General features: G+C 66.4%; 14 protein-coding genes and 1 pseudogene. 10 read left to right on the forward strand and 5 right to left on the reverse strand.

The features are described from left to right. Nucleotides 1–17: 17 nt before the first annotated feature. The 5 genes from O7608_RS27880 to O7608_RS27900 all read left to right on the forward strand — a co-directional run bounded on the left by O7608_RS27880 (nt 18) and on the right by O7608_RS27900 (nt 6,277). Nucleotides 18–1,361 (forward strand): ABC transporter substrate-binding protein, encoded by a 1,344-nt coding sequence (locus O7608_RS27880; RefSeq protein WP_289207382.1) that lies wholly within the window; start codon nt 18–20, stop codon nt 1,359–1,361. A gap of 87 nt (nt 1,362–1,448) precedes the next feature. Next, nucleotides 1,449–2,507, forward strand: coding sequence for a carbohydrate ABC transporter permease (locus O7608_RS27885; protein WP_289207383.1), 1,059 nt, complete (start codon nt 1,449–1,451; stop codon nt 2,505–2,507). A 4-nt stretch (nt 2,508–2,511) separates the two neighbouring features. Beyond that, nucleotides 2,512–3,480 (forward strand): carbohydrate ABC transporter permease, encoded by a 969-nt coding sequence (locus O7608_RS27890; RefSeq protein ID WP_282226025.1) that lies wholly within the window; start codon nt 2,512–2,514, stop codon nt 3,478–3,480. 51 nt (nt 3,481–3,531) lie between these two features. Beyond that, nucleotides 3,532–4,569, forward strand: a complete 1,038-nt coding sequence (locus O7608_RS27895; RefSeq protein ID WP_289207384.1) for a LacI family DNA-binding transcriptional regulator — start codon at nt 3,532–3,534, stop codon at nt 4,567–4,569. A 28-nt stretch (nt 4,570–4,597) separates the two neighbouring features. Then, a complete protein-coding gene (locus tag O7608_RS27900) occupies nt 4,598–6,277 on the forward strand; it encodes a glycoside hydrolase family 13 protein (protein WP_289207385.1) in 1,680 nt (559 codons plus the stop codon). Here O7608_RS27900 and O7608_RS27905 read toward each other — a convergent pair. Then, nucleotides 6,246–7,649 (reverse strand): MFS transporter, encoded by a 1,404-nt coding sequence (locus O7608_RS27905; protein ID WP_289207386.1) that lies wholly within the window; start codon nt 7,647–7,649, stop codon nt 6,246–6,248. The two genes, O7608_RS27900 and O7608_RS27905, sit on opposite strands and share 32 nt — an antisense overlap. Between O7608_RS27905 and O7608_RS32045 the strand changes: the two are divergent. Then, nucleotides 7,618–8,028, forward strand: a pseudogene (locus O7608_RS32045) (hypothetical protein); the annotation flags it as partial. The gene O7608_RS27905 and the pseudogene O7608_RS32045 sit on opposite strands and share 32 nt — an antisense overlap. Before the next feature lie 151 nt (nt 8,029–8,179). Then, nucleotides 8,180–9,478 carry an MFS transporter gene (locus tag O7608_RS27915; protein ID WP_289211068.1) on the forward strand — a complete coding sequence of 433 codons (1,299 nt, stop codon included), beginning with the start codon at nt 8,180–8,182 and terminating at the stop codon, nt 9,476–9,478. Between the two features lie 27 nt (nt 9,479–9,505). On the opposite strand, the gene O7608_RS27920 is transcribed toward O7608_RS27915, so the two are convergent. Beyond that, nucleotides 9,506–9,709: a hypothetical protein gene (locus O7608_RS27920; protein WP_289207387.1), complete on the reverse strand. Its 204-nt coding sequence runs from the start codon at nt 9,707–9,709 to the stop codon at nt 9,506–9,508. A 412-nt stretch (nt 9,710–10,121) separates the two neighbouring features. After that, nucleotides 10,122–10,307, reverse strand: coding sequence for a DUF397 domain-containing protein (locus tag O7608_RS27925; protein ID WP_289207388.1), 186 nt, complete (start codon nt 10,305–10,307; stop codon nt 10,122–10,124). Between the two features lie 219 nt (nt 10,308–10,526). Here O7608_RS27925 and O7608_RS27930 point away from each other — a divergent pair, with 219 nt between their 5' ends. After that, nucleotides 10,527–11,288, forward strand: coding sequence for a transposase family protein (locus tag O7608_RS27930; RefSeq protein ID WP_289207389.1), 762 nt, complete (start codon nt 10,527–10,529; stop codon nt 11,286–11,288). Here O7608_RS27930 and O7608_RS27935 read toward each other — a convergent pair. Beyond that, complete coding sequence (locus tag O7608_RS27935; RefSeq protein ID WP_289207390.1) at nt 11,267–11,971, reverse strand: helix-turn-helix domain-containing protein; 705 nt, start codon at nt 11,969–11,971, stop codon at nt 11,267–11,269. The genes O7608_RS27930 and O7608_RS27935 overlap by 22 nt on opposite strands. A gap of 185 nt (nt 11,972–12,156) precedes the next feature. Here O7608_RS27935 and O7608_RS27940 point away from each other — a divergent pair, with 185 nt between their 5' ends. Together O7608_RS27940 and O7608_RS27945 are read left to right on the forward strand one after the other, a co-directional pair. Next, nucleotides 12,157–12,597, forward strand: coding sequence for a hypothetical protein (locus tag O7608_RS27940; RefSeq protein ID WP_289207391.1), 441 nt, complete (start codon nt 12,157–12,159; stop codon nt 12,595–12,597). Between the two features lie 123 nt (nt 12,598–12,720). Beyond that, entirely contained in the window at nt 12,721–12,864 is a 144-nt protein-coding gene (locus O7608_RS27945) for a hypothetical protein (protein ID WP_289207392.1), read from the forward strand. Nucleotides 12,865–13,598: 734 nt separating this feature from the next. Here O7608_RS27945 and O7608_RS27950 read toward each other — a convergent pair. Then, nucleotides 13,599–20,018: a polymorphic toxin-type HINT domain-containing protein gene (locus O7608_RS27950; RefSeq protein ID WP_289207393.1), complete on the reverse strand. Its 6,420-nt coding sequence runs from the start codon at nt 20,016–20,018 to the stop codon at nt 13,599–13,601. Nucleotides 20,019–20,241: the final 223 nt, after the last annotated feature.

The following is a 20,241-nucleotide window of genomic DNA, read 5'->3' on the forward strand; positions in this document are numbered from 1 at the left end:
GAAGGGAGAGGACGCCCATGGCGGTCTTCACCAGACCACGTCAGGCCTTCGCGCTCGCCAGCGTGCTCGGCCTGGCACTCGCCTCGACGGCGTGCGTTTCCGAAGGTGGCAGCAGCGCGGACCCGGACTCCGAGGAATGCGCCCCATACAGTGACTACCAGGGCAACGAGGGCGAGGTGACCATCTACGCCTCGATCCGCGACGCCGAAGCGGACCTGCTCGAGCAGTCGTGGAGTCAGTTCGCCGACTGCACCGGCATCGACATCCGCTACGAGGGCAGCGGCGAGTTCGAGGCCCAGTTGCAGGTGCGGGTCGACGGCGGCAACCCGCCGGACATCGCCTTCATCCCGCAGCCCGGCCTGCTCGGCCGTTTCGCCGAGTCCGGCCAGTTGCAGGCCGCCTCAGACGAGACCAAGGCGATGGCCGAGGCCAACTACAGCGAGGACTGGCTGGCGTACGGCACCGTCGACGGCACCTTCTACGGTGCCCCGCTCGGTTCCAACGTCAAGTCCTTCGTCTGGTACTCGCCGAGCATGTTCGCCGACAACGGCTGGACCGTGCCGGAGAGCTGGGACGACCTGATCGCGCTCAGCGACCAGATCGCCGCCAGCGGCACCAAGCCGTGGTGCGTCGGGGTCGAGTCCGGTGACGCCACCGGCTGGCCGGCCACCGACTGGATCGAGGACATCATGCTCCGGACCCAGACGCCGGAGGTCTACGACCAGTGGACCACCCACGAGATCCCGTTCAACGACCCGCGGGTCGCCGAGGCGTTCGAGCAGGCCGGCTCGATCCTCAAGAACGACGAGTACGTCAACGGCGGCTTCGGTGGCGTCGACAGCATCACCGCGACCGCGTTCCAGGAGGCGGGCACCCCGATCCTGGCCGGCGACTGCGCCCTGCACCGCCAGGCCAGCTTCTACGCCAACCAGTGGCCGGAAGGCACCGAGGTGGCCGAGGACGGCGACGTCTTCGCGTTCTACTTCCCGACCAACGACCCGAGCGCCGGCCAGCCGGTCCTCGGCGGTGGCGAGTTCACCGTGGCGTTCGCCGACCGGCCCGAGGTCCAGGCCGTGCAGACCTACCTGGCTTCGCCGGAGTACGCCAACAGCCGGGCGTCGCTGGGCAACTGGGTGTCGGCCAACACCGGGCTGGACATCGCCAACGTGGAGAACCCGATCGACCGGCTCTCCGTGGAGATCCTGCAGGACGAGAACACCACGTTCCGCTTCGACGGGTCGGACCTGATGCCGGCCGCCGTCGGCGCCGGTACGTTCTGGCGCGGCATGGTGGACTGGCTCAGTGGTCAGGACACCCCCACGACCCTCGACTACATCGAAGGCTCCTGGCCGACCAGCTGACACCACGCGGCCGGCCCACCCCGGGGTACCGGGGTGGGCCGGCCGCACCGTCACGGGGGATCAGTCGACGCACCGTTGGGAGGGCGGATGTACTTCGACTTCGAGGAGCAGTTCCCGAAGCTGGTGATGCTGCTGTACGGCCTGATCGCCTTCGCGGTGATCGTCGGTGGCCTGCTGCTGTTGCTCGACGTGGTGCCGAGCCGGTTGGCCCGGCGCCGCGAGCAGCGGATGCTCGCCATGGCAGGCGCCGGTGGCACGGTGCCGATGCGCCGCAGCGGGCGCGGCAGCGAAGGGCTGTTCGGGCTCTTCTTCCTGCTCCCTGCCCTGCTGCTGCTGGGGATCGGGCTGGTGATCCCGGCCCTGCGGACCACCGTGCTGTCGTTCATGGACGGACGCAGCCAGAACTGGGTCGGCCTGGACAACTACCAGTGGATGTTCTCCCAGGACGAGATCCTCCAGGTGCTCACCAACACCCTGATCTGGGTGTTCCTGGTGCCGACCGTGGCCACCACGGTCGGTCTGATCTACGCGGTCCTGGTGGACAAGGCTCGGTTCGAGTCGATGGCCAAGTCGCTGGTGTTCATGCCGATGGCGATCTCGTTCGTCGGCGCCAGCATCATCTGGCGGTTCGTCTACGCCTACCGGGGCGGCGAGCAGGAACAGTACGGCCTGCTCAACTACGTGGTCACGCTGTTCGGCTTCGAGCCGCAGCGCTGGCTGCAGCTCAACGCCCCGCTCAACACCCTGCTGCTCATCGTGGTGATGATCTGGATCCAGGCCGGCTTCGCGATGGTGGTGCTCTCCGCCGCGATCAAGGCCATCCCGGGTGACATCATCGAGGCCGCCCGGCTCGACGGGGTGAACGCCTGGCAGATGTTCTGGCAGGTGACCATGCCGAGCATCCGGCCGGCGCTGATCGTCGTGGTGGTGACCATCTCGATCGCCACGCTGAAGGTCTTCGACATCGTGCGGACCATGACCAACGGCAACTACGACACCGGCGTGATCGCCAACGAGATGTACAACCAGGCGTTCCGCTACGGCCAGAACGGCTACGGATCGGCGCTGGCGGTCTTCCTGTTCGTCCTGGTCATCCCGATCGTCATCTACCAGATCCGTAACCTGCGCAAGCAGCGGGAGGTGTAGACCAATGACCACCACCACGCCCCCCGTGGCCGCCCCGGCGACCAGCGGGGACGAGCAGCCCCGGACCCGCACCGGCCGGGTCCGCAAACGGCTCAACACCCCCTTCGCGACGATCGCCGCGATCGTCATCGCGGTGATCTGGACCATCCCGACGTTCGGGCTGTTCGTCTCGTCGTTCCGACCGGCGGAGGAGATCCGGACCACCGGCTGGTGGACCTTCTTCAGCGACCCGCAGGTGACCCTGCAGAACTACCAGGACGTGCTGTTCGGCCGCTCCTCGTCGTCCGGGCAGTTGTCCAGCTACTTCATCAACTCGCTGGTCATCACCATCCCGTCGGTGCTGTTCCCGCTGGCTTTCGCCGCGCTGGCGGCGTACGCCCTGGCCTGGATCAACTTCCGCGGCCGGGACCTGATCTACATCGGCATCTTCGCGTTGCAGATCGTGCCGTTGCAGATGGCGCTGGTGCCGTTGCTGCGGTTCTTCTCCCAGGGCACCACGATCGCCGGCATCACGATCACCCCGGCGTGGGGGCTGGACAGCTACGAGCGGTACGTCCAGGTGTGGTTCGCGCACACCTGTTTCGCGCTGCCGCTGGGCATCTTCCTGCTGCACAACTTCGTCTCGCAGCTGCCGAAGGACCTGATGGAGGCGGCCCGGGTCGACGGGGCCACCCACCCGAAGATCTTCCGGACCATCGTGCTGCCGCTGATCACGCCCGCGCTGGCCGCGTTCGGCATCTTCCAGTTCCTCTGGGTCTGGAACGACCTGCTGGTGGCGTTGATCTTCGCCGGTGGGGAGAGCCGGGTCGCGCCGCTGACGGTACGGCTGGCCGAACTCGCCGGCACCCGGGGCGACGAATGGCAACGGCTGACCTCCGGCGCGTTCGTCTCGATCATCGTGCCGTTGATCGTGTTCCTGTCCCTGCAGCGGTACTTCGTCCGAGGGCTGCTCGCCGGCAGCGTCAAGGGCTGACCACGAGGCAACGCCGGCCGCGTGACGCGCGGAGGGCGAGGTGCTGATCCGATGACCAGAATCGACGACGTCGCCCGGCTCGCCGGGGTGTCCACGGCGACCGTCTCGCGGGCCCTGCGGGGCCTGCCGACGGTCACCGAGGCGACCCGGCTGCGGGTCCTCGACGCCGCCGCGCGGCTCGGATACATCGCCTCGCCCAGCGCGTCGCGGCTGGCCGGCGGCAAGACCCGGGCGGTCGCGGTCGTCGTCCCCCGGATCACCCGGTGGTTCTTCAGCACCGTCGTCGAGGCCGCCGAGGACACGTTGCAGCAGGCCGGCTACGACCTGCTGCTGTACAACCTCGGCGGCCGGGAGAACGCCCGGCAACGGATGCTGCACACCACCAACCTGCACCAGCGGGTCGACGCGTTGATGCTGGTCGCCACCCCGCTGCACCGGTCCGACTTCGCCGCCATCAGCGCGCTGAAGATGCCGGGCGTGACGGTCAGCTCCGGCACCGGCGTGCCGGGCTGGCCGAGCGTACGCATCGACGACGTGGCCGCCGCCCGTACCGCCACCAACCACCTGCTCGGGCTCGGACATCGCCGGATCGCGCACATCTCCGGCAGCTCCACCGACGAGCTGGCCTTCACCACCCACCTGGACCGCCGCCGCGGCTACCAGGAGGCGCTGACCGCCGCCGGCCTGACCCCGGACCCGGCGCTGGACGTGGAGAGCGACTTCACCCTCGGCGGCGGCGGCCGGGCCACCGCCGAACTGCTGCGCCGCGACCCGCTGCCGACCGCGATCTTCGCCGCCTGCGACGAGATGGCGCTCGGCGCGATCGCCGCGCTGCGCCAGGCCGGCCTGCGGGTACCGGCCGACGTCAGCGTCATCGGCGTGGACGACCACGACGTGGCCCGGGTCGTCGGGTTGACCACCGTCGCCCAACCCGCCGCCGAGCAGGGCCGGCTGGCCGCCCGTACGCTGCTCGGGCCGCTCACCGGCGCCGCCGCCCGGGAACCGGCCGAGGCCAGCGTGATCCTGCCCACCCGGCTGGTCCTGCGGGAATCGACCGCGCCGCCCCGGGAAACCGTCAGACCGAACTGAACCGACGCTGAGCTGAGGAGTACCACCGGTGAACACGCCACTGACCCGTGCCCGCGACGAGGGTGCCGACACCGAATGGTGGCGGGACGCGGTCATCTACCAGATCTACCCGCGTTCGTTCGCCGACTCCGACGGCGACGGCCTCGGTGACCTGCCCGGCGTCGTCGCCCGCCTGGACCACCTGGCCTCCCTCGGTGTCGACGCCGTCTGGCTGTCGCCGTTCTACCCGTCGCCGCAGGCCGACGCCGGCTACGACGTCGCCGACTACCGCGACGTGGACCCGATCTTCGGCCGGCTCGCCGACGCCGACCAGCTGATCGCGCAGGCCCACCAGCGGGGCATCCGGGTCATCGTCGACCTGGTGCCCAACCACACCTCGTCGGCGCACGCCTGGTTCGTCGAGGCGCTCGCCGCCGCGCCGAACAGCCCGGCCCGCGACCGGTACGTCTTCCGCGACGGCCGGGGGCCGGGCGGCGACGAGCCGCCGAACAGTTGGCGGTCGGTCTTCGGCGGGCCGGCCTGGACCCGCACCAGCGACCCCGACGGCACCCCCGGCCAGTGGTACCTGCACCTGTTCGACGCCGGCCAGCCCGACCTGAACTGGGACAACCCGCAGGTCCGCGACGAGTTCGTCGACATCCTGCGGTTCTGGCTGGACCGGGGCGTCGACGGGTTCCGGGTCGACGTCGCGCACGGCCTGGTCAAACAGGCCGACCTGGCCGACTGGCACTACCCGGCGGAGACCACCACCGGCGACCACGTCGCGCAGGCCCGACCCCCGATGTGGGACCAGGACGGCGTACACGAGATCTACCGGCAGTGGCGGGCCGTCCTCGACGCCCACCCCGGTCAGCAGATCCTGGTCGCCGAGGCGTGGGTGCAGCCGGCAGAGCGGCTCGCCGCGTACGTCCGCCCCGACGAGATGCACCAGGCGTTCAACTTCGAATACCTGGAGGCGGCGTGGAGCGCCGCCGCGCAGCGTACGGTGATCGACCGGTCGTTGGCCGCCGCCGACGCGGTCGGCGCGCCCACCACCTGGGTGTTGTCCAACCACGACGTGCTGCGCCACGCGACCCGGCTGGCGCTGCCGGTCGGCACCCCCCGGCCGAACGGCATCGGCGCCGACGACCCGCAGCCGGACGGCGCGCTGGGGCTGCGCCGGGCCCGTGCCGCGACCCTGCTGATGCTGGCCCTGCCCGGCTCGGCCTACCTCTACCAGGGTGAGGAACTGGGCCTGCCGGAGCACACCACGCTGCCCGACGAGGCCCGGCAGGACCCGACGTGGCGACGCACCGGCCACACCGAACGCGGCCGCGACGGCTGCCGGGTGCCGATCCCGTGGGAGGCCGACAGCCCGTCGTACGGCTTCGGCCCGACCGACGCCAGCTGGTTGCCGCAGCCGCCGGTCTGGGCCGAGTACGCCGTCGACCGGCAACGCGACGTGCCCGGCTCGACGTTCGAGATGTACCGCACGGCGCTGCGGCTGCGCCGTGACCACGGCCTCGGCCGCGGTCCGCTGCGCTGGTTGGACTCCCCCGACGACGTGCTCGCCTTCGCAGTTGGCGAGGTGATCGTGGTGACGAACTTCAGCGACGCGCCGGTGCCGCTGCCGCCGGGGGTCGAGCTGCTGCACGCCAGCGGACCGCTGACCGACGACGGTCAGCTGCCCACCGACGTCACCGTCTGGGCTCGGCAGCCCGCTCGCTGAGCAGCGTGTGCACGTCGTCGATGTCGCGCGGGGCGGTCCGCGACGCCAGCCAGTACATGATCCCGGTCGGGATGAAGAACAGCTGGAACACGGCGAGCCCGACCGCGTAGTTCATCGGCGGCGGCACCGCACCACCGATGGCCCGCAGGGCGACCGGCAGCAGCGCGTTGCCGGTCGCCCGACCGACCCCGTTGACCAGGTTGCCGAGGCTGTAGACGGTGCCCCGGTGCTCCGGCGGGTTGACGTCGGCGATCAACGCGAACCAGTTCGGCGAGTTCGCCGAGGTCAACGCCAGGGCGAGCAGGGCGGTCAGGAAACTCAGCCCGATCGTCGGCTCGGTGAACACGCCGCGCAGCACGGCGGCGGTCACCGCGCCCGCGCCGGCACCGTCGGGCACGTCGATGCGCATCGGGACGAAGAACAACACCAGGTAGAACGGCACCGCCGCGAGGATGCCGACGGCCGCGACCAGGGCCCGACCCCGAGGGGTACGCCGTTGCAGCCGGTCGCCGACGAGCCCACCGATGATCGACAACGCCCCGCCGAGCTGGAACAACGTGGCGAAGACGCTGCCGACGATGATCGCCGTACCGGCGGTGTAGCCCTGCTCCTCGGCGCGGGCCCGGAACAACGCCGGCAGCCAGACCAGCGAGCCGAACGCCACCTGGGCGGTGAGGCCCTGCGCCACCAGCCAGACGTTGGTCCGCCGCCGGGCGATCGTCGGCAGGTCGGCCCGGCTGATCCGGTGCTCGTACTCGCCGCCGGCGGCGAACCGCCCGGCCAGCTCCGGCTGGCTCTGCCCGCGCCGCACGTCGACGGTGAACAGGTAGGCGAGGGTGGCGACCAGCCCGGCGGCGGCGAGCACCAGGAACGGCCGCCGCCAGTCGGCGTGCCCGAGCAGCCCACCGAGCAGGGTGCCGGCGAGGGTGCCGACGCCCTGCGACAGCCCCCAGAAGCTCATCACCAGCCCGCGCCGGGCCGGGGTGATCAGGTCACTGACCACGGAGAAGCCGACCGAGGCGACCGCGCCCAGGCCGACGGCGGCGACCAGCTGCGCGGCGAAGAACACCGGGTAGCTGCCGGCAAGGGCGGTACCGGCCGCGCCGAGGCCCCAGATCACCGTACCGGCCATCAGCAGCGGTTTGCGGTTGCCGTGGTCGCCGACGTACGCCCAGCCGACCGCGGCGATCGCGCTGACCAGGAACGTCGCGGCGGTGACCGCGCCGATCGCCCCTTCCGGTACGGCGTACGTGTCGGCGATGCTGCCGTACAGCGGCGGGACCAGACCGATCGCCACGTTGTCCAGCGAGGCGAGCACGATGAACACGACGACGCTGTAGATGCGGTGCGCCCGCCCACCGGTCAGCGTCATGCCGACGAGTATGGGCCAGCGCGCCGTCGATCGGTGCGCGGGCCACCGTCAGCCGAGGAGAATGCTCAACATGCCAGCGGACTACCGCTCCGACGGAGACCGCAAGCCGTACGTCGTGCCGGCCACCCTCACCACGTTGACCGGCCCGACCGAGGGCGTGGTCACCCTCCCCCACCATCTGGACTGGTCCGGCAACGCCGAGTACGACCTGAGCCGGCCCGCTCGCCTCGCCAGCATGTACAAGGTGGTGCTCGCTGAGGCCGCTACGGTCGACGACCTGAACACCTGGCTCAACGCCGACCTGCTCCGGCGACTCTGGCCCGACCTCTGGCTGCCACCCCAACTGCGACGACTCTGGGAGGGCACCTTCCCCGAACTCCGCTGCCACGACGAGCCGCTGGGAGGGGCTCGCGTTCAGTTTCCGCTGGGCGCGAACCAGCTGGCGGTGTTACCGACGGTGTTGGAATGCTTTCGGGATGGGAGCCCGGAAAGCCCTGCCGTCGTTCGTCCGGTCGTCGCCCTACTGGCCGGTGGTCAGGCACCGGGTTCTGCGGCGGCTGCTTCCAGGGTTCGCTCTGTCGTACGTTGGCGAGGGTATGAGCCTGCTCGCGGTCAGTTGGCTCGCGATCCAGTTGGCGCCTGAGCGCAGTGCCGGGGTCTGGGTGGCGGTGGCGGTTGCCGCCTACACGCTGCCGGGTGCGCTCGGCACCGTGTTGTTCGGCCGGCTGCTGAACGGTCGCAGTGGTGCCCAACTGGCGGCGTGGGACGCTGTCCTGCGGGCGGTGGTACTGGCGGTGATCCCAGTGGTGTATCTCGCCGGCGTACTCGACATCGCGCTGTACGCCCTGCTGTTGGGGCTTTCTTCGCTGTTGCGGTCCTGGGGGTCGGCGGGCCGGTTCACCCTCATCGCCGAACTGCTGCCGCAGGAACACCGCCTGGCGGGCAATGCGCTCATCGGCCTGTTCGCCGAGGCGTCGATGCTGGTCGGTCCGGCATTGGCGGCGATCCTCATCGGTGTCGGCGGTCCCGTCCTCGTCATCGCCGTCACCGCCGCGACCTTCGCCGTCCTCGCGATCACCTACCTGATCGCCGTGCCGAGGACCGCCCGTGCCCCGATCGAGCAGCGGCAGGCGTCGAGCCTGGCCGGCTTCACCGCGATTTGGCGCGACCGCACCCTGTTGGGCCTGTCCGCCCTGACCTTCGGATTCTTCTTCCTCTACGGGCCGGTGCAGGTGGCGCTCCCGATCCACGCCGTACAGGCACTCGGCGGCTCGGCCGGAGCCCTCGCCGCGTTCTGGACGGTGTTCGGGGTCGGAGCGATCGTCGGCGGCTTCGCCGCCGGCTACCTCGGCCGCTGGCCACTGTGGCCGACCACCATCGCCATCGTGCTCGGCTGGGGGGCGGCGCTGCTGCCACTCGGCGTCGGCGCGCCCACCGGCATTGCCCTTGCCGCGTTCGCGGTCGGCGGACTGATCTGGGCGCCGTTCCCCGCCACCACGATGGCCCTGCTGCAACAGTCGACCGACGGCACCATGAGAGCACCCGTACTCGCCGCGTACGCCGCCATCGTGACCTTGTCCGTGCCGCTCGGGACCATGGCCGGAGGGCCGTTGATCACTGGCATCGGTGCCCAACCCACCATCGTCGCCTCGGCCGTGCTGACTCTGGCCTTCGGCGCGGCGGCGGCAGGTATCGCGATGTTCAGGGCGTACCGATCGAAGCGCAGCAGCCAGCATGACCGCGACCAGCCAGGCGAACCCGTACAAGGTGCTGACAGCTCGGTCCCGATGGTCACAGTCACAAATGCGGCGCACCAGGATCAGCCCTGATCCACCGAGCCTGGACCTTGATACCGATCACCGTCGGCTGTTCCGCATCACCTCGACGATGTCAGAAGTCGATGGACCAGCAGATCGGTTACTGATCTTCAACCTCTGGACGATCTCGGTGTTCGTCGAACTTTCGGTGATCTTGATCGGTTGGCGGGCATTATCGGCCAGCGGCGACTTGCCGACAGCCGCCACCCGCTCACTGATCGCTTCGGCAGAATCATCGGACATGCCTCGGACATACAGCGTTCCCACGAGAGATGGCCAGCGCATTGCAAGCTAGCCGTGGTCGCCGCCGGACCGGGTCATACCGCGAAGAAGTCGACGCCGGTCACACGGACCGGCGTCGCTTCTCAGTGAAGGGCAGCTCCCGAGAGAGCTGCAAGCTTCTTCGGGTTCGGCGCACTCGCGCTGCTGTGGGCGCCTCAATGAAGGGAACTTCCGAGGAAGCTGCGACTGGGTCCGAATTCTACCCTGTCGACCTGCGGTGGACAGGTCCGCCGCGAAGGGTCCGCGCTCACGGGCGTCACGACGGAGCCTTCGCGGGGGCGGACGGAGTAGCCCCGGGACCGTGGCGACTGGGGCGGGGTCCCGGGGCTCTGTGTACTCCGGCTACGGAAAGCGGAAGTGGGTTCGCGGAAGCTCAGGCGTACGTCTTGGCCAGCTCGACGAAGCTCGACCAGGACGACGGGGCGAAGGCCAACATACCGCCGTCGCGGTCCTTGGTGTCCCGGACGTAGACGCGGCCCGGCAGGTTGTCGGCCACCTCGACACAGTTGCCGCTGTCGGACCTGGTGCTCTTGCGCCAACGCGCCTCGGTCAGCTCCATGTCTCGATCGCCTCCATGATCATCTCGTGGGACTGCTGGCCGGGCAGAGCGTACCCCCGGATAGCTTCCCAGTCCTCTTCCAGCGCCTCGGTGACATCCTTGAGGCTTATTCAGCAGGGCCTCGATAGCCCACAGTGGACCCCCTGATAAATGAGACGGCCCGCCCTCCCATAGGATGGAGTTACCACACAACAACCAAAGAAAAGCGGACCGCCGAACATGTATCATACCACCGGCTTCACGACCGATCAGATCCGCGACCTCTGCGTGCTGGTCCGCGCCGAATGCCGGAACCTGGGCATGGAACCGTGGCCACCGATCCTCGGCCTCTACCGCGCCCTCGTGGTCACGTTGACCTACATGCGGCGCAACCGCGTCCAAGCGGAGATCGCCGAGGCGCACGGCGTCTCCCAGTCGACGATCTCACGGGCGGTCACCGCCATCACCCCGGTCCTCGACCGCGTGCTGGCGGGGTTCGTGCCGACCGCCGACGAGCTCGACCCGACCGTCCAGTACATCGTCGACGGCACCCTGTTCCCCTGCTGGTCATGGCGCACGGACCGCTGTCTGTACTCCGGCAAGCACAAGACCACGGGCATGAGCGTCCAGGTCGCCTGCACCCTCGACGGCGCGCTCGTCTGGGTCTCCGATCCCGTCACCGGCAACCACCACGACTCGTACGCGATCAACGACACCGGTGTTCTCGTCAGCCTGAATCCTGCAGGCTGGATCGGCGACAAGGGATACGTCGGCAACGGCATGATCACCCCGTACAAGAAGCCCAAGGGCGGCGAGCTCACAGAGTGGCAGAAGGAATACAACAGGCAGGTCAACAAGATCCGCTGGGTCGTCGAACAGGTCATCGCGAATCTGAAGATCTGGAGAATCCTGCACACCGACTACCGCAGACCGCTCGCGACCTTCACAGAAACGATCTCCTGTGCCATCGGGCTGCACTTCTACAGGATCGCCTGTGAATAGACCTCCTTGGCCTCGATCAACCGCCCTTCCTGGTGGCCTTCGAGGAAACCGACCGTCCGGCCGTCCACGGTCGCGAGCACCATCGGCCCGAGCATCCCGGGATAGCCTCCGGTGGTGAACGGCACGATGTGCACCTGCACGTTCTGCCGTTGGTTGGCGTCGGCGATCGCCTTCAACTGGTCGCGCATCACCTCCGGCCCGCCCACCGACCGGCGTAACACCATTTCGTCGAGCACCACCACCAGTCGGCAGGCGTTCGTGGCCCGGGTGACGATTTCCTGCCGGTCCAGTCGGGCGGCCAGGGCCGGCTCAAGCTCCTCCGGCTTGGTGTTGAGCGCCTGCAACAGAGCGCGTGCGTATGCCTCGGTCTGCAACAGGCCGGGCATCATCATCGGTTGGAAGATCCGCAGCAGTCTCGCGCGGCCCTCGTACTCGACGAACGGTCGATACCACACCGGCGTCCACTCGCCACGGATGAACTCCCGATAGAACTTCATGAACGCGGTGCCGTACACCCGGTCCACCGCCCCGAGGTAGTCCGGCAGTGCCGGCCGCTCGCCCCGCTCCACCGCCCCGACGTGCGACGCCGAGAAGTGCAGGCGCTCACCCCAGGACTCCTGGGTGAGCCCCAGCATCTCCCGGACACGACGAAGGTCCTCTACCAGATACTCGCTCGCAGACATAGCCTTTCACGTCCCCCAATTCATCACGGCGCACCACTGACCGGTGCCGGACATTCCCCGGAGTCACCCGCGTTGATCAATTGCCACCTGGTCGCTCCCGGGCTTTTCTTATCTTCTGTGGTGGGGGGCTGATAGTCCAGGGTGGAAGTCGGCGAACACCACAGTCGACTCCACTCGGAGGAAAAATGTCGATCAGGAATGACGGCATTGGCGGGACTCCCCGCCTCGCCCGGTACATCACGTTCACAGCAGCGGACGATGCGGCGGCACCCACACCGGGTCGGCCGCCGCTGCCGAAGCGGACCCCCGGGGAGACCAGCCCGGGTCCGGGCCGGGTGGATGGATCGGCCCGGTCGCCCGAGCTGTCCCGGGCGATCCACGACGCGAACTCGACCGCCCGCACCCACCTGCCGAACCGGACCACCGGCGAATGCCACCGGTGCGGCGGCATCCCCGGGCCGTGCCGGCCGTTCTCCCGGGCGATCACCATTCTGGACCGATGGGACCCACCGAACGCGCGGCGGATTCGCGCCGTACTCCATCTTTCCGGGCTGATGCCGGCCGGGTATGTCCACGACGGCAAGGACGAATCCGCCGAGTCGTACGGAGCGTTGGACGATGTCTGATTCAGCCCCACTGGTGTGCCCCGGGGATCTGGTGGCGCTGCGCCAATGTGACCACCTGGACGGCAAGCGCCCGGTCCGGCTCCGGGTGGCGGAGGTCTGGCCCTCCCCGAGTGGCGCTCGTGGGTGGCTCTCTACGGCCGGGAGATCAACACCGAGGACGGCGACCGCGACGGCAAGGCGGTCGGTGTCCAGGCGTACAAGGACGCGCTGCGCCGGCGGGGCACCGTTACCAAGGTGGACCAAGAAACGCCGCCCGGTCCGCACTGAACGCCCCCGGGGCGCAGCGTTCCCCACCGCTCCCCGCAAGCCGGTCCCGGGCCGGACCTTCGGATTCCCCCGAGATCCGAGGTCCGGGCCCGGGACCGGTCTCCGGACCCGAAGGGGTCCGGCAACCCCTGCCCGGGATTCCGGACGGGAGATCCGGGAAGCTGCGCTCCGGGGGTCGACACCTCCGGCAAAAGGGGGCTCCTCGCCGTCTTAGCTAGGCCGCAGCGACCCGGTTCAGTACGTGGTCGCGCGCTTCGGCGTGCCGGTCACGGATGGCGGACACCGCGTCGGCGTCCGCTTCGTTGCGCGCTCAGCCAAGGCAGCCTGAAGTACAACTGGAGTTCTAATCGCGACGACGCCTGCACGTGACCGAGAACAACACCGTCCCCGAATCCCAAGCGTCGACTTCGGGATCGTCGGACCTTCGCACGGTTACACGCGAACAGGAAACGAGCCCAACGCGCCCTTGACCCTCCAGTACGATACGTAGTTGGGGAATCGGCAATAGCATTGTCTCCTCGAACCCGACCTCTTCATCCTCCCTCGCCAGTCGAAGAACAAGATCCGGATAGCTCCTTCGAAGCTTGACAAACTCAACTGCGTCGAATTGGACACTCAATGCTTCACGACCTCCGCTACCAAAACTCCTTAACAACAGTTGTGAATGCCCGACCCCATACCGCCATAGCCGGAAATTGCACCCACTCCTCCAAGGCAGAATGACCCCATTTACATCACCCTCCGAACGGATTTTCATCAGGCCGCCCATTCCGATACCAGGTAACTCGACTCCACGCTTCTGGACTTTGACTCAACTGATACATCTCCCATCTAGTGAATCCGCGGCCACCCACGTCAGCCGGGTCAACGTTCTTACCCGAAGCAGCATACGAGACAGGGTCATCGATTCCATCCAAATTGACATGGATCCGCGTCTTGCCATCTGAAATAAAACCGAGCAGCTGCTCATGCCAGGAACCCGACCCTACCCACTCTTTATATGTCTGCGCACCACGCTCCATACCGAAGATATCCAAGGCCATATCATCACCGTCGACCGTTTGCTTACCCAACGCAATTTCACCACAATTGTGCACGAGGACCGAGGCATTGCCGGCGAGCACATAATACGCGTGGATGCCGGCCACAGTCAGATTATAGGCTAGATCAGTGATGGGCGCGGACTGCACGCCTACAACGCCGAGGAGTTCGTCTGCTGCGGTGAGGAGATAGTCACCCGAGTGAAGGGCATCCGCCCGTTGCCACTGGCGATCCGTCTCGTTCCAGTACGGGTGATCCTCGGTAGTACTGATCGTCCCGCCGTCGACGACAAGTTCGACGAGGTGATCCTCATGCACCCAGGTGTCTGTGACGGTACGGATTCCCCGTTCACCAGTCTCTGGGTCATACGCGATGACCTCATCGCCGGCGACGACCTCGCCAATCGGCTTGGTGCTGCCATCCGCCATCAGCACCTCGGTGTCGCCACTGAAGCTACATGCCTTGCCGGCACGCCCCACTCCGGCGGCCAGCCCGTAGACATCGTCAACGGCTTTGAGCTTACCTACCGGAATGAAAGCTGACGCGGTCCAGAGACAACCCGACCAGCTCCCCTCAGCGCAACGTTGCGCATCGGCAATTCCGGTTACCTCTAGAAGGAACTGTCGATAACCTTCCCAGATCTGCTGTTCCTGGGCATCACAGACTTCTCGGTTGTAATGGCAATACCATCTCTTGAGACCCTTGTCCCGATCCGGGATGGGCACCTCGGCGTATGGCGTACCCCAGTAGTTCTCCACCCAGTCAATCGGGTGGATCACCGGCTCCTTGGGGTTCGGACCCCCCGGTCGCGCAAGGCTGCAAGACTCCCGACCACATGCGGCGACAATCGAGGGCCGGCCATTCGGATACTTTGCCGCCTGTGTTGTGTAGTGCGGAACGTAGCCTGCGCAGGATCCGGTGCAGGCATCCTTCCTGCCGCCTCCCTCGCCGACGGTGTGAAGTAGGCCGGTGGGGTCGCTGTAAGTTATCGGGTTGTTGTTGGAGTAGGCGTATCCGTGCCATTGCTGGGGGTCGGTCAGGTCCTGCACTGGGTCCAGGCTGATAAATCTACCGAGCGCTACATCATACTGCCGCGCCCCGATATGAGTCAGCCCGGTCGGGTCAACGTCGCCGCCGACAAATCCCTTCAAGTTCGGCCACATGGTCGGCAGCGATGCTCCCCGTTCGCCGCCGTACGGGGTCTGTCGGCGGCGTGTGACGTCCTGGTTGGCGTTCGCGCTGATCGCTACCGACTGAGTGCCCTGGTGATCGGTGGCCAGCCAGGTGAGCCCGCCGCCGGTCGATCGCATCGCGAAGACGCCCTCGACGTAGGTGTAGTAGCGGGTTGCCGAGGTGGTGGCAGTGGAGGTCGTGTATCGGATCTCCATGTTGGGCAGGTAGAGCGTCTTGCCGGTGCTGTCGCGCCGAATCAAGCGGCTGCCGGCGGCGTCGTAGACGAAGCTGTGGCTCTGCCCGCCGTCCGTCACTTCTTCCAGACGGCCCTCAGCATCCCAGGCCAGCGTCTGGTTGCCCGAAGTTGGGCTCGGCCTGGTGGACGTGTTTCCGGCGTCGTCGTAGTCGTACTCGCTGAGGCTGCTACCGCCGGGTTCGACGGTGGTGATCGACGACAGCGTGTGAGGCTGGCTTCCTCCCGGCGCAGGATAGGTGTATGTACGGGTGGTGTTCCCGCCGGCTGCGTGTGTGGTCTCGGTCAGTCGGTTCCCGACGTCGTCGAGCGTCCACGACAGCCAATAGGGAGCTGGACCACCGAGTCCTCCGAGGGTTGGCGCGGCGGCACAGTCGTCTACTCCGGGCGTCCATGCCTCGGTCAGGCGTCGCAGGCTGTCGTACGTGAAGCACTGGATGTCAGCGCTTCCGCCGGCCGGCGCATCAGCAATCTTGGTGATGTTGCCAGCGTCGTCGTAATCGTACTGGAGGTCCGCGACGTACTCTGGTGCTGTCTGCCTTCGGGTGATGAGTTTCTTCAGCCGGCGCGTGACGTCGTCATGGACGTAACCGCGCTCAACATATCCGGTGGTGCCGTGCTGATAGGTAACCAGCCCGACCTCGCCGAAGGTGGTGTAGCCGGTGGCTGCTACATAGAACTCATCGCCTGTCGTCTTCACATGGTCTGCCAGGCCGGTAACCGGGTCGTAGAAATAGTCGACCCGCTCCTGCCCTAGGGAACCGACGTCAGGATAACGCACGAACTGCAGGCTGCCGTCGGTTTTGTAGCCGCGGGTCACCGAGTAGGTACCACCCAGACCTGTCTCGCTGGACGGGATGATGTAGTCCTCGCCGGTCGACTGGTAGAGCGCCGAGTAGCCCCGCACCCGCGTCGTATACGCCTCTTCATCGATCCAGCGGGTGGCGGTATGCAGATGGCCTTTGGCTCCGGGGGCCGTGTCGTACGTCCAGGTCGATCTCTTGCTGGTGGCGCTGATCTCATCGTCGTAAGTGCCGACTTTCCGGCCGAGATCGTCGTACTCATACGCGAGGACCTCGCCGTTCCCGTCGGTGCTCTCGGTCAGATCACCATAGTCGTTGTACACGTAGGTCGACGTCCCTGAGTCGGGATCGACCGTGCCGACGTTGCGGCCAAGGATGTCGTACTCGAAGCTCCAACGATTTTCGGCGTGATCGGCGACTCCGGTCAGCTGGCCCTTGGCGTCGTATTCGTAGGTGGTCGTGATGTGGTCGGCAGCCAGTGTGGCGCCCTTGTGTTGACGCTGCTCGACGATATTCCCCCGTGCGTCGGTGATTACCGTCGTCGGCGTCCCGCCGGCCGGTGGAGTTGTGTAGACCCGGTCCCCGCCGTACGAGATGGTTGTCCGCCATTTCTCGGCTCCGGCGGAGCGTTGAATACTCGCGGTCGGCCGGCCAGCCCGGTCATAGTTCGTGACTGCCTGGCTACGTGTCTCCCACTCCAGGATCGTTCGAAGTGTGGTGCCTGGGGCGACCGCCGGATCGTGGTGCTCGTTGTTGACCGTGCGCGGCCGGCCAGCGGCATCGTAGATCGTCTCGGTGAAAACCGTTCCTGTCCCGGAAGCAGCTGGCCGTTGGGTCTGGCGGGATCGAAGTAATCCATCGTAGAGCTGGTACGTGGTTACGTAGTTGCCGTCAGCGTTGAGCTTCTTGGTGGTGACGGCGTTGACTCCGCCGCTGTTGCGGAGCAGATAGGCGTACTCGGTGTTCGGGTCGTGGCCGCTCGCCTTGTTTCGGTTCGGCAGCCACACCTTACGGAGCCGTCCCAGCGCGTCGTACTCAAGGTCGGTACGCCGATTGTTCACGTCGATCTTGGTGGTCGGCATCCCCCACGCCGGGTCCATGTCCTCGGTCGACGTCCAACCGAGGTGGTTCGTGGTGGTCACCCTCGTCACCGGTCCGCCGACAGGCGGGGTGTAATCCTTTGTTGTCTTGTTTTCTCTGACGTCCCAAGCCTCGGTGAGCCGACCGTAGGCGTCGTAGCTCATCCGTGACGTCGTCAGCCAGGTTGTGGTGCCGCCGCCCGTTGGCGACCAGTCTTTGAGCCCTTCAACCTTGGTGACATTCCCCTTGATTGGCTCCGCCCCGGGCGCCTGGTTGTCGAAGCTGGTTCTAATGTCATCGAGAATGTGCGTGCCGTTGGCAGGTGTCTGCCCACATGCCAACGCGAATGACTGTATCCGGGCGACCAGTCCGAGAAGGTTGACACCTTCGTTCCGGTTGAAGGTGGTCTTCTCGCATTGTTCGTCGCCCGGGACATCCGTGGCGCCGTCAGCAGATACTTTTCCTAGATCGTTGACCTGAGTGAGCATTCCGTAGTTGTCGTGGGTGTTGACGACCTTGGTAGTGAGCCAACCTCGCCCGCCGTCGAGGTAGGTCGAGCTGTACGCCGTTCCGGTGCCCGTGTAGCGGGCGTGAACGGTCGAATCTCCGATCGTCCGAGTTGCGGTCGCAGCCGACTGCCACGGGACGGTGACGGTCTTCGACACCGGCGCGGTGGTTACGCCGTTGTAGACCACCCGCTCACGCATGATCCCGGACCAGGCGTCCTCGTCGTTGACAGCAGCGCCTATCGAGGCGGTAACCTGAATGTTTCTGGTCCCGCCCGAGGGTGCCGAACGGTCACCGTGCATACCGCGCAGGTAGGTCGATTCGGTCAGCGTTTCCTGTCCGGGCGCACCGGTACGGACTCGAACCTTCCCGTAGCCTCGGTAGTCCGACCAGGTCCGGTACGCGTTCTTGGTGAGTCCGTCATCCTCCGTGTACCGCCATGCGGGTGTCCCGAGGTACTCGTAACTGGTCACCACATCGGTGCCACCGCCGGTCCAGTCCGCCTCGGTGACGCTGTCGACGACGTACTTGTGGAAGTAGTCCGTCTCCGTCCCTCCGCCCACCGCCTCGCTCAGTACCGGGTAGCACCGCAAGGTGTTGGTATGCGGAGAAGATGGCATCACACTCCCCGGTACGCACTGGGGAGGTGAGTAAGAAACGGATATCTTACCGCCGGTCTCGGTCCAAATCGTGCTGATACGATGCCAGTTCATCTCAGGCTTCGTGTCACCAATCGTGTCAACTCGATTAGGCAACTGCACCCAGTCAAAGTTGATCTCCGGCAAGGCGATTGCCGCCACTCCGGCATGCCCAGTATGCGTGATTGATTCAAGCCAGAGACCACGACGAGTACCGTCACCAGTAGACGGAAAATCGTGCACGAACGTCCACGAGTCAACGCTGCGGTATGCATTGGCCGTCGGATTCCACACCCTGGTCGTGACGCTTGCCAGCCGACTACTGGACCAGAAAGTCGGGGTGAAGTTGTCGGCACACGACGAGCCGGTGCATTCCTGATCCCATGGCGTGTCAGGCCATCGATCCTCATTCTTCGTGGAGCACGAGGAAAGACAGCGATCAGTCTGACCGAAAACCACCCTGGCCGGCGGACTCGTGGCCGTGTAAACCGTGTCCGTACCGCTGCGGTTGTCCGTTCCGTAGTCGATCCGACTCAACGTTCCACCGCGTATGTACGTCGCCGCCCCGCCAGTGTTGTTGATCCGTCCGTATTTGTTTGCCTGCGGCGTGTACCACAGCGACATCGTGTTGCCGTGCAGATCGACAACGTAGTCGAGATTCCATCGCCAGGCCTGGTCGCAGAAGGAGTTGGCAAAGGATGCCTGCCGACACGGTTCGCCCGAGTTGTTGCCTGCTACGGGAGCGGTCCAGACCGACTGTGTGGTCGGCTTGCCGGATGACCACCCGGCCAGTCGATTAAGTCCAAAGTAGTACTGGATGCCATCGGCGGTCGTTACCCGCCAATACTCGTTGTCATCGTCGGCGTTGTCAGTGTTGGTAAAACGCTCGATGCGCGAGCCGTCATCCTGCTTAGAGCGCCAGGTGCCACTCACACCGTCCCGTATCAGCTCGACCGACCTTCCACTGAGCGACAGAACGGCGTTGTCTGTCCCCCAGCAGAGGTCACCCGTCTTGGTGCTGTTGTTCGCGTTTCCACCCATGTCGTCACGGCATGGACGGTAGCTTCGTTCGACAAATCCTTGGACCAGCTCAAATCCCTCCCCGACCCAGGATGGCTGGTTATTGGTCGCCTCTCCTCGGCCGTCGACGGAAGCGGAGGAGTAAGCTAGCGCCAATTCAGGCGTCGGGCCACCTGGTGTCGGCGGAACCCGCATCGGATAGGCCCAGGTGAAGTCACCGCTTGGACCACCGGCAGACCAGGTTGACGACGGCTGCAGTGTGGAGGCACCGTAATCTCCGGCGCTGCTGGCAGAGCCCGCCATCAGAGCGACAAAGGCGCCTTCACCACTCGCACCGAGACGCTGGGCCACTGGGGCGAGGTCAACCTGTCCTGTCACCTGCTGGGTGCCAGCGTCGTTTCGGGAGGTAAGTTCACGTGCAGCGCATTCTCCGGCCTCCGGCCGAGTCAGTCCGCACTTTGGGAGTTCAACCAACCGCAGTCGAGACGCCCAGTCAGCACCGTATGCGCCGGCAAACGTGGAATAGTCGACCGAGATCTCGACGCGCTCGATTTCGGAGGTCGGATCGGTGGCCGCGAGGCTCAGCAGTACGCCTCGACGCCAATTTTCCGGCAACCGTGCACGGTCCAGGATCTCCACCGTGACCCCGCCTGGCGACCCTCCACGGGAACCAACTGCTGCGGGCAGACCGATCCGGATTGGAGAACTTCCGACCCTCGCCATCCTCGTTCTGGTGGACTCGCCGAGCAGACGCGCTTCCTGCGCGGTCATGGTCGCACCGGTCAGGTCGATCTCATGGGCACCCGGTGCCGGCCATACTACGGTCTTTGGTGCCGAGCTTCCTGCCGTTTGCGTAAGGTCC

The organism is Solwaraspora sp. WMMA2056 (genome assembly GCF_030345095.1).
Lineage (GTDB): Bacteria > Actinomycetota > Actinomycetes > Mycobacteriales > Micromonosporaceae > Micromonospora_E.